Genomic DNA, 15710 nt, shown 5'->3' with positions numbered 1-15710 from the left:
ACCTCCCGTCCCTTATTGGTTAAATGGTCGCCCGTTGAAGTATGGACGGATCGGAGGCTTCGCGGAACTTGTAGCCAACTCCCCATACCGTGTGGATGTATTTAGGTGCTGCAGGGTTACTTTCCAATTTGCTGCGCAGCCTGTTGATAGCACAACACACGGTGTGACGATATCCGTCGTAATCGGTATTCCATACCCGACTAAGCAATTCATCTTTACTAAAGACACGATCAGGGCGCTTTGCCAGGCAACATAGCAAAGAGAATTCTGTCGGTGTCAGGTCGATTTCACGGCCTTCTAACTTGACGCTATGGGTTTCAGGGCAGATTTCCAAATGCTGAAAAAGTAGCGCAGTCGAATGCTCGCTGCTCATCTCACAACTGTCAGACTTCAATTCTTTTACTGATCCAGCCTGCCACTGACTATGAAGGGAAACGCGGCGCATCAGTGCCCTTACCCTTGCCTGAAACTCAATCACACTGAAAGGCTTGGCGAGATAATCATCTGCACCAGCTTCAAAGCCTTCCACCATGTCAGATTCAGAATCTAACGCGGTTAACATCAATACGGGAATACCGTTTTCTTGCTGGCGGAGAAATTCACAGAACGTTTTACCGTCTCCATCATCCAGACCTCTATCCAAAACAACAGCGGCGATGTTTTCGTTAGCCAACGCACGATATCCTTCCTCTAATGAAGAGCCTTTGATGACTTCAAAGCCCATCACTTTGAGGTGCAGGGCAATAAGGCCTGCGATATCAGCATCATCTTCCAGAACCAAAACTGATTGTTGCATAGGGAGCTCCCATTCTTTGGCAATCATCACCCCCTATGAACCGAGATTAGGTAGATAAATTTCACGATTTTCGTCAAAAATCGGCTAACGATCATACAAATCTTCGATTTGAACACTGATTCTTACATTTCATACACCAGCCTCTTCTTGGCCTGACATTTCGCCTCTCAAATCATTAAGTTATGTCACCTTAACTTTCGGCGTCTCGCCCAAAAATTACTTACAGCTCGAATAAATTGGCACAAAGCAAGTAACAGCACTAAAGAATTTTTGATACGAACTTGTTATGATTACTTTTATTGCGCGCATATTTTTCAGTTATTTAAACCAAGAAAGGGTCAATAACGTAGTGCAATATCACTCTGATAAATGATTAGAGCTATATTCATTTATCATGTCATTTAAAATGAGAGGGAACTTCCATGAAAAAACTTCTAGCCTCGTCCTGCCTGCTGCTTTCAGTTATGCCAATGAGCGGCTTTGCGGCAGAGTGCGGCAAAGTCACCATCGCAGATATGAACTGGAACTCCGCAAGCCTCATCGCCAATGTTGACCGCATTATCCTCGCTGAAGGTTATGACTGTGATGCGGAACTGGTTCCAGGCGACACCATGCCTACCGGTACATCAATGATTGAAAAAGGCGAACCGGATATCGCACCTGAATTTTGGAGTAACTCCCTGAAAGCCGCGTTGGACCGTGGTGTTGAGGAAGGCCGACTCCGCTTTGCGGGTGCCGTATTGTCTGACGGTGGTGAAGAAGGTTTTTGGATACCTAAGTATCTGGTAGAAAAAGATCCGAGTCTGGCCACCATTGAAGGTGTTATCGCAAACCGCGAACTGTTCAAACACCCTGAAGATCCATCAAAGTCAGCCTTTTTCGGTTGTCCTGCAGGCTGGAACTGTCAGATTTCCTCAGGCCACCTGTTCAATGCCATGGGCTTGGGTGACAAGGGCTTCGAACTGATCGATCCAGGTTCAGGTGCAGGTCTGTCTGGCTCAATCGCAAAAGCGTACGAGCGTGGTGAAGGTTGGTTTGGTTACTACTGGGCGCCAACAGCGGTTCTTGGTAAGTATGAAATGGTGAAAGTTGACTTCGGTTCAGGCATCGATGAAGAGCACTTCAAAACCTGTACCACGAATGCAGACTGTCTGGAGCCGAAAGTGACCATGTACCCGCCATCAGCAGTGGATACTGTGATCACCGAGAGCTTCGCACAGAACTCTCCTGAAGCAGTCAGCTACCTGTCTAACCGCTCATTCACGAATGCTCAGTTGAATAGCCTGCTTGCTTGGATGGAAGACAATCAGGCTGACGGTGAAATCGCTGCCATGCACTTCCTGGAAAACCACGAAGACATTTGGGGCGCATGGGTAACACCTGAAGTGGCGAAGAAAATCAAATCGTCACTGTAATCGCTATAAACGCTTTGCGGGCTGGCTTTTCAGCCCGCAATTTTTTGCGACAACCTAATCTATAAATGCGACGTATCTTTTGGCTCTCTACGTACGTCCGCATTTACCCACTGACGGTGGGTATATAGTTTCTAATATTCTAAAGACGCAGAGGACGCTGTACTGTTATGGCAGACAATTCTTGGCTGACAGAATTTCCGGAGATGTCACGCTCCGATCTTCTGACGATTCGTAAAACACTTGATGGCGCCTATCGCGAGTTTTCGCGAAACTACGGTGAAACCATCGAATCTTTCTTCGACCCGCTGCTCCAATTTCTCATCTGGTTTGAAAAGCTTCTTCTCGGCACCCCTTGGTGGCTGATGATCGCCATTCTCGCGGGTGTTTCATACATGGCCAGCCGTTCATGGAAACTCTCTGTAGCCGTTATTTTTTCTTTCCTCGCTATCGGGTACTTCGGTATGTGGGAAAACACCATGCGCACCATGAGCATCATATTGGTGTGTACCATGCTCGCCATCTTCCTTGGCATTCCTATTGGTATTGCCATGGCGCGTTCCAATCGCGTGCAGTCAATGGTTACACCGCTACTCGATGTGATGCAGACCATGCCGGCTTTCGTTTATCTGATCCCCGTCGTCATGTTACTGGGCATCGGTAAAATCCCTGGCGTGATTGCGGTAGTCATCTACGCTATTCCACCGGTTATACGCCTGACCAACCTCGGTATTCGATTGGTCGACAAAGAGGTGCTTGAGGCTGCCACAGCATACGGTGCAAGCCCAATGCAGCGCCTGTTTGGTGTTCAGTTGCCACTGGCGATGCCGACCATTATGGCGGGTATCAACCAGACCATCATGATGGCACTGGCAATGGTGGTTATCGCTTCAATGATCGGTGTGAAAGGCCTAGGCCAACCTGTACTGAAGTCAATCACTAACCAATACTTCACCTTGGGTCTCATCAACGGCCTCGCGATTGTCGCACTGGCAATCATCTTCGACCGCGTATCTCAAAGCTACGCAAAACGTTCACAGCAGCACCTGAGCGGAGGCCACAATGAGTAACACTGAAAACAGCACACCGCTGATCCAGATTAAAGGTCTCTACAAGATTTTTGGTAACACTCCTCAAAAGGTGTTGCCGGACGTAAAAGCCGGTAAATCCAAAGATGATATTCTGGCAGAAACCGGCCATACGGTGGGCCTTCAGGACATCAATCTGGACATTGCTCGCGGCGAAATCTTCGTGATTATGGGTCTTTCCGGCTCAGGTAAGTCCACCATGATCCGACACTTCAACCGTTTGATTGAACCAACTGAAGGCCAAATCATCGTTGAAGGCGAAGACGTGATGAAGCTTGATGAAAAAGGCCTTCAGAATTTCCGCCGCCATAAAATGTCCATGGTTTTCCAGCGCTTTGGTTTGATGCCTCACCGCACTGTTTTGCAAAACGTCGCTTACGGCTTGCAGGTGCAAGGTGTCGACAAATCCGAGCGTGAAAAGAAAGCCACTGATTGGCTGGATACTGTTGGTCTGGGTGGATACGAGCAGCAGTATCCGTCGCAGCTTTCCGGTGGTCAGCAACAACGTGTGGGTCTGGCCCGCGCATTGTGTACCGATGCTGAAATCCTGCTGATGGATGAAGCCTTCTCGGCACTGGATCCCCTGATTCGAAGTGAAATGCAGGACCAGTTGATTGGCCTCCAGGAAAAGCTCCACAAGACCATCATCTTCATCACCCATGATTTGGATGAAGCACTACGCTTGGGCGACCGCATTGCCATCCTGCGTGATGGTAAACTTGTTCAACAAGGACGTCCGGTCGATATCCTACTCAACCCAGCTGACGACTACGTGGAAGCATTCGTTAAAGACGTCAACCGTGCACGTGCATTGACGGTAGATACAGTGATGAAACCGCAAAGCCTTCGCATCAGTTCAGAAACCATCGGTGAAGCGCTGGCAGAAATGCGTAAAGCGAAAGCGGAACATGGTTATTACGTGAATGATGATGGTTATCAAGGTGCACTGAGCATTGATAAGCTGGAATCTGTCGATTCAGCCCGTCATGGTGATGCCATTGATGATGCAGTACTTGAAGAGGTACCAGGCATCCAGAGTGATGCACTGATTGAAGCAGTGATCCCGGACACTCTGGAACATGAGCTTCCATTGCCAGTACTGGATCAGGATGGCGAAATTCAAGGCGAGCTATCGAGAGCGAGTTTGGTCGAAGTACTTTCCGATCAATCTGCAAGCAACGCGGAGGATCGCGACGCGGAAGCAAAAAAGCCTGAAGCGGCTTCCGCCTAACTCCTTCTTTTTAAAGCTTGAAAAGCGCTTCAGTATGAGGCGCTTTTTTTATTCCAGCCCGTGTCTACTATTCAACATATCAACCACTGCCCCGCAGCAGACTTCGCTATACTAGAGGAATATTTATCATTCCTGAGACGGTATCGTGTTCGCAACCAATAGCAAAAGCTCATACGCACACAGCGCCTTCGGCCTAAAGCTAGCGACGATAAACCTGTTCAACTTTATCGAGCCGCCGGGTGCATTTTACGAATTCAGCAATATTTACAGCGAAGAGCAATGGCGTCAAAAACGTGCTTGGCTGAATCGTTATATCGGCAGTTACCAACCTGACATCATTGCGTTTCAGGAAGTATTCAGTGCGTCTGCGCTCAAAGCGCTGCTAGAGCCACTTGGCTATCGCTTCTTTTCAGTGGTGGATGAGCCAGAACCGCTTGAAGATTACATCTACAAAAGCCCCGTTGTGTGTCTGGCTTCCCGTTACCCGATCCTGAGTGCCCTTCCCCTTCAAGCAGACCCAGAAGTATCTCAACGTATGGGCATCCAGCAGGATTTCGAATACAGCCGTTTACCTCTGTTTGCGACCTTGGAGCTGCCATCTCTGGGTCAGACGGATATTTACGTTGTTCACCTGAAATCTAAACGCCCAATCATGGAGGATACGACGGATGAAGGTGAATCGAAAAAGCTCGCACAATCCATGCAGGCGGAAATGACAGGCTCGTGGGCATCAGCCGTACAGCGTGGTTCTGAAGCCTGTCACTTGATGAACAGCATTATCGAACGCCGCTCTCACACCAACAATCCCGCCATTGTCATGGGGGATTTCAACGATGACCTCCGTTCTGAAGTGCTACGCGCTTTCCACGTTTCCGGTTTGCGTTCAATCACGGATGACATGGCCGACATGCCTCTCTCACACTACCAACTTCACGACAGCTGGGACTTGTACGTAAAAAGTACCGGAGAGACAGGCTTAGAGCGCCCTCCAACCCATTACTTCCACGCCAAAGGATCGGTGCTCGATTACATTTTGCTTTCCAGTGAATTCAACAGTGGTGATCCCGCAAGCATCGCAGAAGTCGGTGACTTTCATTGCGAAGACACCCACCTGGTGAATCCCAAGTTCGACCAGGATACTTACAGCACTGACCACGCTATTGTCAGCGTCACCATTTCACTCCGCCAATAATGTCCACCAGTAATGAGGGCCGGCTGACCTCGTTGGCGAACGTAATACCCGCAATGGTTGCTCACTAATTACGTCGTCATTTCTCGCGAAAATCATCATCTTGGTTAAGCTTAAAGGGGTGTCTCATTCTCGATACTTTGTTTTTAGGAGCCTGTGATGATCGGTTTATCCGCCAAGAAAGTGGTTTGCCTTTTTGCCTTCATTCTCTCAGCGTGTTTCTCGTTGCCAACGCTCGCCGAGAAGCACAGCAAGAAAGAAATCATACTGGTCAGCGAGGCTTGGGAAGATGCGACAGAGAAAGATGGAAGCGGCCTCTATTTCGAAATTATGCGCCGCGTTTTTGAACCGCTTGGTTATCGCATTAAAACCATTACCACCACCTACTCCCGAAGTGTCTATCTTGTCCAAACTAAAAAAATGGACGCCTTTTTGGGCTCTTACATTGATGAGCAGGAAAAGATTCTTTATCCCTATTGGCACTTTGATGCTGAACAGGTCTCTGCGGTCTACAAAGCATCTGTGATACCCGCTTGGGAGGGAGAAACGACATTAAAAGGCCGCACTGTAGGCTGGGTAAAAGGCTACGACTACAACGATTACATAGAGACCAAGTTCAATATTCATGAAGTGAAATCACGCAGACAAGGTCTTTCCATGGTTTATTCTGACCGACTCGATGTCTTGCTAGATGCACGAGCTGAACTCGAAGAAGAGTTTGCGTTGGGCTATTTGAAACGTGACGAGTTTGAAATGGCTAACATTATGGATCTCAAACTCTATCCTGGCTTTGCCGACACAGAGAAAGGTCAGGAATTACGCCGGATATATGATGAGCGTTTTGAGGAGTTACTGAACAAGGGCGAGATAAAAAGACTCTACGATGAATATGAATGGGAGTACTTTCCGTTTTCCGTCAATCCATCGCCATAGGGGCTGTTGACCCTAACTAGACATCAAAAAAACGCCGCCCATTGGGCGGCGTTTTAGTGTTCATTGGCTTTTATCGGTTATTGGTGATGTCTTGGTAATCACCGTCAATCGTCTGCCCTTGGTGGCGTTGTTTAGGGCCGAATGGCGTTTCACGTGTTTCGCTATATGCTTGCTCAAACTGAGCAGCTTGTTGCTCTTGCGCTTTTCGCAGTTTCTTCATGACGAATGGTTTTGCAATTAATGCGCTCACTGAGATCAGGAGGCCAAATACTGCTGCAAATACCAAAGTAAAGAAGCCAAGAATAAGGGTAACCACACCGGTCAGGATTTGTCTCATAGTAATTTCCCGTGGATTAAAATCGTGTTGGCTTCGTATCACTCCTCCCTAACATGCGGCTTAAGGGGTGAAATATCAAGGGGCCTTTACATTTATTTACTGACCAGGCTGTTTATCTGGTCCACCAACAGCGGCACATTTTCCCACAAAATGAAGTGTCCTTCATCTGGCATCATTTTTAATTCAGCCTCTGGCAGCTTTGTCTTTGCAAATAGCGAATTGCCAGGATCTGCCAAATCATCTTCTTCCCCATGCACCAAAACAACAGGCATACTCAGTGACGACCAGTCTTGCGCTGCTAACTTTTCCAGTTCTTTGTCCAACACCATCATTTCACGGTTCGACTTGAGCAAATCGTCCGGCAGTATCCAGGTCGCCAACAAAGTGTTTGTTAAATGGTTATACCATTTAGGAGATTCCAATTGCGGATCAAACGCCGATGCGATCAACAACAAGCCATTCACACTGTCTGGTGATAACAAGGCCAATTGCAACGCTATAGGCCCGCCTAACGAATGACCCACTACCCAGTTTTCTTTGCCATCCTCTAGCAACCCCCTCAGCGCTTCCGCTTGTCTCTGAATGGAAGTCTCTACTGGACGACCAGACTCACCAAAACCGGGGCGATCAACCGAAACAAGTTCCAGATGCTGTAACGCGGGGTGTGACAAGTAGTCGTCATACGCTTCTTTGCTTCCCGGTGAACCGTGAATAAACACCACTCGACTTTCAGCGCCGGGACTACCCGACACTTTTATCGAAGCGTCAGCGATGTTTGACGCACCAACTTCATTTTTCTCTGCCGTTGCAAAGCCTGGGGAAGTCACAAACATTAGAATAAGAAAGGCATTGAGTAACGGCTTTTTCACCATGGTAGAAATACTCCTTGTTACACGATAGCGGGATTCGACTATCACCCGGTATAGACCGCTTCTATCCGCTTTTTGCTCCAACCTCGACCTTCTTTGCGTCCAGTTTTCGGTATTAAAAACAAGACTTCACTGACCTTTTTACCAGCTCATGTGCAGATAGTTACTTATGAGACAGTTTGAGAATGCCACGCGAAGGTAATCTGCCTAGGGGCTGGTGCAAAAATCATCACCAAAGGTCAACAGCCCCTAGGTACCTCATGTCAGTAAGAGGAAGTATGACATGCAAACTCATAAGAACATCATTATGGCTTTCAAGGCCACATTGCTCATCGTCGTAGCAAGCAGTTTGATTGGCTGCTCAGCATCACGTCATGAACAGCTTGCTGATCTCGGCTTTAGCACGCCATACATGGAAGGCTATGACGACGGGTGCCACAGCAAAGTTACAGCGGCACGAACCAACAAAGACGGCTACCGCCAGGACCCAGAGCGTATGTTCAAAGAGCCACGCTATGCCAACGGCTGGAATGATGGTTATGAACAATGCTTCGTTGCCAATAAAGAATTTTATTAATACGTAACCCCGCCTTAAAGGCATAAAAAATCCTGCTATTAAGCAGGATTTTTGTTTTCTGTCTGACCCGTATTATTAATCGTGATCACGTGGGAGCAACACACGCTTCTGCACTTCTTCGCCGTTTGAAAGTTTGGCGGTAAAGACAACGCTGCGGCTATATGGCTCATCAGAAATAACAAAGACGAGGCCATTTTCAGGCGTTACATACTCTCCCAAAGCGCCTTTCAATGTCACCGTCGCCCCTTCAACCGGTTCGCCGTTTTGCAGCACTTTCACCCATGCACCTTGTCCCGCAGCGACCACTCTCATACTGACATCATCGTTCATCATCCCTGCGCTCGCAGCAGATGAAACAGCAAACAGACTTAACGCAATCATTGTTTTTTTCATGATGACCTCTCCGTCATTTCTTTTCACACGTCACTCAACCTAAAGATAGAACTGCATCCCACATTAAGCCAGATGACAGATTCGAAAAACTCCAACAAAAATTTCGATATTTAAGGCACATACGTCATACACGAAACTTCATCTCACCCCGAATTTTTCCTCATTCACCACCCGATAGTCGTGAATAGAATCGCAGCGAAAATGTGATGTGTAATATTTTTGCAACATTTTCCGTGAGGTTAGCCAGGGCTGTCCTATATTTAAGACATCTTGTATAGGCCATTTCACCCATATCGAGCTGGCGCGAGAAAAAAGACAGGAGAAATCATGCGATTGGCACTACCACAAACTATCAAAGCACAACTCTCGAGTGTCGTTTTACTCATACTCTTTTCTGTTGCCGTATTCGCCATTTCCTTCCAGCGATCATTCAGTGAGCTGGAGACATTGGATGGCGCATCCGTAGAAATTCTGAAAAGCCAAACCTCCGTATTAATGCTTCGACGCCATGAGAAAGACTTCATGGCCCGCAAAGAAGCCAAGTATAAAGACAGGTTTGAAAACGAATACGGCGCGTTGACCCAGAAGTTGCTCACTGCGAAAGCGAAACTCAACGCTCTCGATATGGAAGGCCATGAAGCCATTGATGCCATGCTGTACAAACTGGAGAAATACCACAGAGACTTTGAAGCCTTGGTTGACCAGCGTATGGAGATTGGTGCCTCTTTCGACTCTGGGTTGAAAGGGACGGCTCGTGAGGCCTCACATCGCGTGGAAAGGGAGATACAGAAAGTCGAGAATGACATGCTGTACAACAAGCTTCTGATGCTACGACGTCATGAAAAAGACTTTCTACTGCGCTCTGATACCCAGTATGTCGATAAATTCAACGCCCTGATGGATGAACTATCTCCTGCCATCGCGACGAGTGATATGCCCGCCAGTAACCGTCTTATTATGGAAACCGCACTGCGCGAATATCACAAAACCTTCAATGCATTGGCAGCTGGCATGGAAGACGTAGGCTTAACACCACAGAGTGGTTTGCATGGAAGTTTGCGTGCCTCGGTTCAAGAAGCTGAGAGACAAATGAAAGCGCTCAGTGAAGACTTGGTTACAGCCATCGATATCCGTGAGAAAAGTGTTACCAAGCGACTGACGCTGATCGGCGGCGCGTTGGCGATTGTTGTCTGTCTGACACTTGGGCTGATTACCCGTTTGGTCACGCACAAAGTTTCCGTTGCGAATGCCTTGATGAAAAAGATCGCCGAAGGCGAAAGCTCGCTGCGGGTTCGAATGAACCTTAGTGGTAAAGATGAGTTGTCTGAAATGGCATCTTACTTCAATCAATTTATCGGTAATCTCCAGCACACGATGGAGAAGATTGCAGGTATCTCTTCAGAACTTTCAAGCAACGCAAGACGCAGCCTGACCATGGCGAGTGATACCGCCATCAATGCAGAAAAGCAACGTTCAGAATCGGATTCAGTGTCGACAGCCATGACAGAAATGACGGCTACCAGCCGAGAGATTGCGGAAAGCGTATCGACAGCGGCAAACGTAGCAAAAGAACTTCAGGATTCAGCACAAACAGGACGGGCGGTGAACAGCGAAACCTCTGCCAAAGCCAATCAGCTTTCAGAGAGTATGCGAAGTGCCAGTGACAACATGCAAAGGCTTAATGCCGACAGCGAAGAAATTGGATCTGTGATTGATGTTATCCGCTCTATCACGGAACAAACCAATCTTCTGGCATTGAACGCTGCTATCGAAGCGGCACGCGCCGGCGATCAGGGTCGAGGCTTTGCTGTCGTCGCTGACCAAGTTCGTGAGCTGGCGATGAAAACCCATCAATCCACGGACGAAATCACCAAAATCATTGAGCAACTCCAGGGCGGCATTCGTCATAGCGTGGATTTGATGAATGAGAGCAGTGAAATGGCATCAATCAGCGTTGAACAAGCACGTGAGGGTGCATCAGTCATGGCTGCCATGGTTTCGCAAATCGAGGATATTGCTGGTCAGAACCTACAAATCGCCACGGCTTCCGAAGAACAAACTGTGGTCACGGAAAGCGTAGACAGAAACATCATCGCCATTGTTGAGCTGGCAGAACACACCGCCAATGCTGCGAAGAAATCAAACGTCTCAGCGTCGGCGATTGAACAACTCGCCAACGAGCTGGATAAGCTGGTGGGAACCTTTACAGGGCAATCCCAACCTCAACAGCGTCAGGAAAAAGAGAACGGCGAACAAGTCGACTTGGAACTGGCGCGCGCATAACACTAGGGTCTGTTCACCCTAGCAGGGGCGCTTCGGCGCCCCCACTTCTTTGAACCAAGCCTTCCCTCTGCCATCAACAAACTACTGCTATATTAATGAAAACACTCAAACATCGGGTTCACTATGAAAAAGCCAGAATTGCCAGTCGATGAAACGTACCGCCTGCAGGTGCTGCATCACCTCAATATTCTTGATACCGGTAATGAAGAGCGCTTTGACAGACTCACCCGACTCGCCAAACAGATGTTCGGTACAAAAATTGCCGCCATCAGCTTTATTGACACCAATCGCCAGTGGGTAAAATCGGGTATTGGCCTTGCAAGAGAATACCCTCGGGACATCGCATTCTGTGCCCACACCATTCTGGATAACGATCCCATGGTGATTAACGATACCCATACAGACTCGCGATTTTCAGATAATCCACTGGTGCTTGGGGACCCAAAAATCCGCTTTTACGCAGGCTACCCTATTCGGCATGTGAGTGGCTCATTACTTGGTACTTTGAGCATTGCTGATGATGAGCCAAGAGGATTTGACGATGACGATTTGCGCTGTATGAAAGATATCGTCGATCTGGTTGAGAATGAGTTGGCTGCGATGCAATTGACGACGCAAGACCAACTGACCGGCCTCCTCAATGAGCACGGGTTTGAAGTCCTATGCCAAAACAGCCTCAACATGTGCGAACGCCTGAATGCGCCAGCGTCACTCGTGTTTTTCGATTTACGTGGTTTGAAAATAATTAACCAGCTTCAGGGCAATGTAGAAGGTGACCGGGCTTTGGTCTTTTTTGCCGAGTTGCTGAAATTTGGCTTTCGCGATTCAGACGTCATGGCAAGGCTGGAAAGCGACAAATTTGCCGTGCTGATGAGCAACACCCCTATCGCCAACACTCAGGACATCCTGCACAGGTTCAAAGAACGTGTAGATCGATATTCTGTAGAGAACGCTCTCCCCTACACGCTGGATTACTGCATCGGGGTGTCGTGGGCTGAGCCTGAAGGCGATTATGATTTCGGACAACTGTTAGATATAGCCCGCAATCTGGCGCTCAAGGCCAAAGGTTAGCTGTGCCTACAGCCGAAAACGCTCACATTTGGTTTCTCGACGTTGATCAGTGCATCACGGTCGAAAACAGGTTGATGATAACCACACCTGCAACGATGAGTGACATTCCCAATATTGCAGCCAAATCCAGTTGCTGCCCATAAAACATCCACGCCACCAGCGAAACCAAGAGAATGCCCGCTGCACTCCAGATAGCGTAGGCCACGCCCAGCGGCATTGTCTTTACCGTAATCGACAACATATAGAATGAAATCGAGTAGCAAAGCAGCACAGTAGTCGTTGTGATAGGTTGAGTGAAAGACTGGGTTTTTGGCATCATCGAGGTTGCAACAATCTCAAACAGAATAGCAACCGACAAAGTGACAAGTGGCGGCAAAGTAGTGATGAGTTTCAGCATAATGACTCAAACATCCTCTAGGTGCAGTTAAACGTGTTGGCATCCTGCCCCAGAAATAACGAAGCCCTGCCATATGCAGGGCTTGTTATACCCAACTGAACCAGTCAGCTGGATATTATCCGCAAAACGATTATACGCGGTTTGCAGCGTATTCGTTAAGCTCTTCTACAGAAACTGCAGTGATGAATTCGTCGTTCAGGAAGAAGTTCACCATCTCGCCTTCTTTCTCGCCACGCAGAATCTGAGTCGATCCATCAACGTATGCAACAGACATTTCCAAAGACTTGTCGTTGATTTGCTTAACGTCAGCAGCAGAAATCTTGATTGGCGCGGTGGTCAGATCTTTGTCCAGCTTCTGGTTGATCTTGATAACAGCGCTCATTGGCGTATCAGCAACCGCTGGAGATTTGCCAGAGATTGGGTTGGTGCCTGTCCAGAACTCGATTGAGTTGAAGATGAACAGGTCAGCTGCTGCCGCTACGCCGTAAACTGGGCTCATCAGTACGTACAGACCTGCACGAGCATAGCGGTTGTCTACTGCAGACAGGTTCAGTTTCATCACTGCACCTGACGTTGCCATTTGACCGATACAACCTGTCAGAGACACTGTCAGAACTGCTGCCGCAACAGCTTTGATTGCAAATTTTTTCATCGTTTTACACACTGCGAGTTTAAAAAGTCGGCGAAGTATACAGTGTATTTTTACGAAGAAAAGAGGCGAAAATGAACACCTCCACTTGTCTGGCAACAACTGATTTACAGACGTTTGTAAGGGCAATGTCAGCGCGGTTAATTCATCGTTAATGACTGAACGTATCCGTCTGTTTTCATTAACGGAGTGAATTTCACTTATTCACACGACAAATATTAACAAAAGGAAATCCAGACCTGTTCGTTTGCTTATATTTTAACCAGGAAATTTCCCTCACAGCCTTCAAGTCAAGTGCAAGCCCTCATGCTTTCTTATACAATCCTCCACCTTCGATCTCTGAGATGCCGTCATGAACCGTAAAAAGAAAATCATCCAAACGCTGAAAAAGAAAGATAAGAAACAAAAAGCCAAGCTGAACAAAAGTAATAAGCCGCGCTACATTTCCAAAGCAGAGCGTGAAAAGCTGGCGGCAGAGGAAGTGCAAGCCGAGTCAACCGAGAATCAAGAGCAAGCACAAACCTCTGAGTAAGTGATACCACGCGCGTTTTTCTTCCCCCATGCAATGGAATGCAACCTGATCCCTGCCCTCTCCTGTTCATGACATAGAATATTGCGATAGAGTGATCGCGCCAAAATGAAAAGGAGAAAGGCATGTCAGCACCAAGTTGGGACTTTTCGTTCGTCTACCAAAGCCTTCAAGACACTGCGATACAAAACGATCTCGCGCGCTGCAGCGATAACATTGCAGCACTGAAGAACCTCTCACCGGATACCATTGAAAACTGTCAGCGTGCGCTGACTTTGTTGGATGAAGCCTCTACCCTGCTTCAATCTGTCTCAAGCTATTCGGGATGCCTCTCAACCGTGGATGCCACTAATGCAGAAGCCAAGGCTGTCGTGGTGAAAACCGATGTGATGGATTCCAGCCTCAATCAAGCGTTCAGCCCATTTGAAGACAAGCTATCCTCCTGCGACGATGCGTTCTTTGAGGATGTATTGGCAGGCTCCGATGCCACAGGTAGCTATCAGCGCCATGCGTTTCGTCTTTCCCGACTGCGCGCGCAGCAAGCTTTCCGTCTTTCCGTTCCCGAGGAGCAATTGCTTTCAGCCATGCAGGTCGACGGGAAAAACGCTTGGGGTCGCCTCTACGACGACATCACAGGCACACTGAAAGTCAGCCTGAAATTCCCAGATGGCAGCGAAGAAGAGATGGGGTTGTCACAGGCAGCAAGCCTGCTTTACGGCGGAGATACATATCGACGCGAGCCAGCCTGGCATGCCATTCGCGAAGCGATGGGAAAACAGGAAGTGACCTTTGCGGCTATCCTGAATGCCCTCGCAGGCAATCGACTCACTGAGTACGAGAAACGCAGCCACACCAAGCCACTGCATTTCCTCGCCCCTGCGCTTGAAGAAGCCCGTATAGAGCAACCTACACTGGACGCCATGCTGGATGTCACCAAAGCCAGCCAGGACCTTTCCCGTCGCGCAGCAAAAGCGATGGCAAAAGTGTTCGGTACAGAGCAGCTCAAACCTTGGGATGAAATGGCAGCAATGCCATCATTCGGTGCATCCAAGCCAGCTAACTACTCTTTCGATGACGCGATTACGATCATCCGCAAAGCATTCGACAGTGTCGACCCTGAAATGGCGGAGTTTGTTGACATGATGGTTAAACAAAACCTGATTGATGCAGCACCTCAATCTAACAAGAGCATGGGTGCCTACTGCACTAAGATTGCCAAAACCCGCACCCCACTGGTGTTTATGAGTTTTGGCGGCAGCATGTCTGATGTATTGACGCTTGCGCATGAACTGGGGCACGCATTCCACAACTGGGTGATGCGCGACATGCCATTTGTCGAAACCGAATACCCAATGACACTGGCAGAAACCGCCTCCATTTTTGCAGAAAACGTGGTGCGTGATGCGTTGCTCGAACAGGCAGAAAGCGACCACGACAAGCTGTTGATGCTGTGGGAAGAAGCCCAAACCGCCGTAGCGCTCATGCTCAATATTCCGGTCCGTTACGGGTTTGAAAAAGCCTTCTATGAGCAACGACAACAAGGCGAATGCTCGCCTGCACAGCTTCGCTCACTGATGGCAGAAACCTGGAATGAATGGTATGGCGACGCCATGTCAGAGCCTAACGATCTGTTCTGGGCGACTAAGCTGCATTTCAGCATCGCAGAAATCAGTTTCTACAACTACCCGTATCTGTTCGGCTATCTGTTCAGTACCGGTGTGTACGCAAGACGCGCAGAGAAAGGTGCTGCTTTCTACGGTGATTACAAAGCCCTGCTAAGAGACACGGGCAGAATGAGCGCAGAAGACGTGGCAAAAGCCCACCTGGGTGTAGATTTAACGAAGCCAGAGTTCTGGCAGCAAAGCATCCAGATTGCTGAGAAACGTATCGAAGCGTTTGAAGCGCTGGTTAAAAAGCTTTAACGAACTATCAGCAGAAACAAAAACACCTGTCTCT

The 15710-nt window shown here is 48.3% G+C and carries 16 protein-coding genes; 10 read left to right on the top strand and 6 right to left on the bottom strand.

The genetic code is table 11. The annotated features are described in order from the left end of the window. Positions 1–19: 19 nt before the first annotated feature. Entirely contained in the window at positions 20–796 is a 777-nt protein-coding gene (locus tag RN22_RS17120; protein WP_046306102.1) for a response regulator transcription factor, read from the bottom strand. A gap of 422 nt (positions 797–1218) precedes the next feature. Between RN22_RS17120 and RN22_RS17115 the strand changes: the two genes are divergently transcribed. The 5 genes from RN22_RS17115 (at position 1219) to RN22_RS17095 (ending at position 6649) form a co-directional block, all read left to right on the top strand. Beyond that, positions 1219–2211 carry an ABC transporter substrate-binding protein gene (locus tag RN22_RS17115; RefSeq protein ID WP_046306100.1) on the top strand — a complete coding sequence of 331 codons (993 nt, stop codon included), beginning with the start codon at positions 1219–1221 and terminating at the stop codon, positions 2209–2211. A 167-nt stretch (positions 2212–2378) separates the two neighbouring features. Continuing rightward, positions 2379–3278 carry a proline/glycine betaine ABC transporter permease gene (locus RN22_RS17110; RefSeq protein ID WP_002541155.1) on the top strand — a complete coding sequence of 300 codons (900 nt, stop codon included), beginning with the start codon at positions 2379–2381 and terminating at the stop codon, positions 3276–3278. After that, the gene (locus RN22_RS17105; RefSeq protein ID WP_046306098.1) at positions 3271–4527 is read left to right on the top strand and encodes a glycine betaine/L-proline ABC transporter ATP-binding protein; all 1257 of its coding nucleotides are present in this window, start codon (positions 3271–3273) and stop codon (positions 4525–4527) included. Before RN22_RS17110 ends, RN22_RS17105 begins: the two co-directional genes overlap by 8 nt. 145 nt (positions 4528–4672) lie before the next feature. Further along, on the top strand, positions 4673–5719 hold the full coding sequence (locus RN22_RS17100) for an endonuclease/exonuclease/phosphatase family protein (protein ID WP_046306096.1): 1047 nt from the start codon (positions 4673–4675) through the stop codon (positions 5717–5719). A gap of 156 nt (positions 5720–5875) precedes the next feature. Beyond that, positions 5876–6649 carry an ABC transporter substrate-binding protein gene (locus RN22_RS17095; RefSeq protein ID WP_082111432.1) on the top strand — a complete coding sequence of 258 codons (774 nt, stop codon included), beginning with the start codon at positions 5876–5878 and terminating at the stop codon, positions 6647–6649. A 70-nt stretch (positions 6650–6719) separates the two neighbouring features. On the opposite strand, the gene RN22_RS17090 is transcribed toward RN22_RS17095, so the two are convergent. Both RN22_RS17090 and RN22_RS17085 read right to left on the bottom strand, forming a co-directional pair. Then, the gene (locus RN22_RS17090; RefSeq protein WP_002541151.1) at positions 6720–6986 is read right to left on the bottom strand and encodes a hypothetical protein; all 267 of its coding nucleotides are present in this window, start codon (positions 6984–6986) and stop codon (positions 6720–6722) included. A 92-nt stretch (positions 6987–7078) separates the two neighbouring features. Further along, positions 7079–7858, bottom strand: coding sequence for an alpha/beta fold hydrolase (locus RN22_RS17085; RefSeq protein WP_046306093.1), 780 nt, complete (start codon positions 7856–7858; stop codon positions 7079–7081). A gap of 280 nt (positions 7859–8138) precedes the next feature. On the opposite strand from RN22_RS17085, the gene RN22_RS17080 reads away from it, so the two are divergent. Beyond that, the gene (locus tag RN22_RS17080) at positions 8139–8432 is read left to right on the top strand and encodes a hypothetical protein (RefSeq protein WP_046306091.1); all 294 of its coding nucleotides are present in this window, start codon (positions 8139–8141) and stop codon (positions 8430–8432) included. Positions 8433–8507: 75 nt separating this feature from the next. Here the strand turns inward: RN22_RS17080 and RN22_RS17075 are convergent, their stop codons facing one another. Then, a complete protein-coding gene (locus tag RN22_RS17075) occupies positions 8508–8825 on the bottom strand; it encodes a hypothetical protein (protein WP_046306089.1) in 318 nt (105 codons plus the stop codon). 327 nt (positions 8826–9152) lie between these two features. Here RN22_RS17075 and RN22_RS17070 point away from each other — a divergent pair, with 327 nt between their 5' ends. Next, positions 9153–11108 carry a methyl-accepting chemotaxis protein gene (locus tag RN22_RS17070; protein ID WP_046306087.1) on the top strand — a complete coding sequence of 652 codons (1956 nt, stop codon included), beginning with the start codon at positions 9153–9155 and terminating at the stop codon, positions 11106–11108. Between the two features lie 123 nt (positions 11109–11231). Next, a complete protein-coding gene (locus RN22_RS17065) occupies positions 11232–12179 on the top strand; it encodes a GGDEF domain-containing protein (RefSeq protein ID WP_046306084.1) in 948 nt (315 codons plus the stop codon). Between the two features lie 46 nt (positions 12180–12225). On the opposite strand, the gene RN22_RS17060 is transcribed toward RN22_RS17065, so the two are convergent. After that, on the bottom strand, positions 12226–12576 hold the full coding sequence (locus tag RN22_RS17060) for a multidrug efflux SMR transporter (protein WP_046306082.1): 351 nt from the start codon (positions 12574–12576) through the stop codon (positions 12226–12228). Positions 12577–12706: 130 nt separating this feature from the next. Beyond that, complete coding sequence (locus RN22_RS17055; RefSeq protein WP_046306079.1) at positions 12707–13228, bottom strand: DUF3332 domain-containing protein; 522 nt, start codon at positions 13226–13228, stop codon at positions 12707–12709. Between the two features lie 349 nt (positions 13229–13577). On the opposite strand from RN22_RS17055, the gene RN22_RS17050 reads away from it, so the two are divergent. After that, the gene (locus RN22_RS17050) at positions 13578–13757 is read left to right on the top strand and encodes a DUF2986 domain-containing protein (RefSeq protein ID WP_002541141.1); all 180 of its coding nucleotides are present in this window, start codon (positions 13578–13580) and stop codon (positions 13755–13757) included. Positions 13758–13879: 122 nt separating this feature from the next. Then, positions 13880–15676, top strand: coding sequence for a M3 family oligoendopeptidase (locus RN22_RS17045; RefSeq protein ID WP_046306076.1), 1797 nt, complete (start codon positions 13880–13882; stop codon positions 15674–15676). Positions 15677–15710 lie beyond the last annotated feature (34 nt).

This window comes from Grimontia sp. AD028 (assembly GCF_000973155.1).
GTDB classification, from domain to species: domain Bacteria; phylum Pseudomonadota; class Gammaproteobacteria; order Enterobacterales; family Vibrionaceae; genus Enterovibrio; species Enterovibrio indicus.
Note: the sequence above shows the minus strand (reverse complement) of the source record. Positions and strands in the feature narration are given on the sequence as shown.

What these genes read in the sequence shown, in the direction of transcription:
- RN22_RS17120 (WP_046306102.1), bottom strand. Translation starts at nt 796, where the DNA reads ATGCAACAATCAGTTTTGGTTCTGGAAGATGATGCTGATATCGCAGGC.
- RN22_RS17115 (WP_046306100.1), top strand. Translation starts at nt 1,219, where the DNA reads ATGAAAAAACTTCTAGCCTCGTCCTGCCTGCTGCTTTCAGTTATGCCA.
- RN22_RS17110 (WP_002541155.1), top strand. Translation starts at nt 2,379, where the DNA reads ATGGCAGACAATTCTTGGCTGACAGAATTTCCGGAGATGTCACGCTCC.
- RN22_RS17105 (WP_046306098.1), top strand. Translation starts at nt 3,271, where the DNA reads ATGAGTAACACTGAAAACAGCACACCGCTGATCCAGATTAAAGGTCTC.
- RN22_RS17095 (WP_082111432.1), top strand. Translation starts at nt 5,876, where the DNA reads ATGATCGGTTTATCCGCCAAGAAAGTGGTTTGCCTTTTTGCCTTCATT.
- RN22_RS17090 (WP_002541151.1), bottom strand. Translation starts at nt 6,986, where the DNA reads ATGAGACAAATCCTGACCGGTGTGGTTACCCTTATTCTTGGCTTCTTT.
- RN22_RS17085 (WP_046306093.1), bottom strand. Translation starts at nt 7,858, where the DNA reads ATGGTGAAAAAGCCGTTACTCAATGCCTTTCTTATTCTAATGTTTGTG.
- RN22_RS17080 (WP_046306091.1), top strand. Translation starts at nt 8,139, where the DNA reads ATGCAAACTCATAAGAACATCATTATGGCTTTCAAGGCCACATTGCTC.
- RN22_RS17075 (WP_046306089.1), bottom strand. Translation starts at nt 8,825, where the DNA reads ATGAAAAAAACAATGATTGCGTTAAGTCTGTTTGCTGTTTCATCTGCT.
- RN22_RS17070 (WP_046306087.1), top strand. Translation starts at nt 9,153, where the DNA reads ATGCGATTGGCACTACCACAAACTATCAAAGCACAACTCTCGAGTGTC.
- RN22_RS17065 (WP_046306084.1), top strand. Translation starts at nt 11,232, where the DNA reads ATGAAAAAGCCAGAATTGCCAGTCGATGAAACGTACCGCCTGCAGGTG.
- RN22_RS17060 (WP_046306082.1), bottom strand. Translation starts at nt 12,576, where the DNA reads ATGCTGAAACTCATCACTACTTTGCCGCCACTTGTCACTTTGTCGGTT.
- RN22_RS17055 (WP_046306079.1), bottom strand. Translation starts at nt 13,228, where the DNA reads ATGAAAAAATTTGCAATCAAAGCTGTTGCGGCAGCAGTTCTGACAGTG.
- RN22_RS17050 (WP_002541141.1), top strand. Translation starts at nt 13,578, where the DNA reads ATGAACCGTAAAAAGAAAATCATCCAAACGCTGAAAAAGAAAGATAAG.
- RN22_RS17045 (WP_046306076.1), top strand. Translation starts at nt 13,880, where the DNA reads ATGTCAGCACCAAGTTGGGACTTTTCGTTCGTCTACCAAAGCCTTCAA.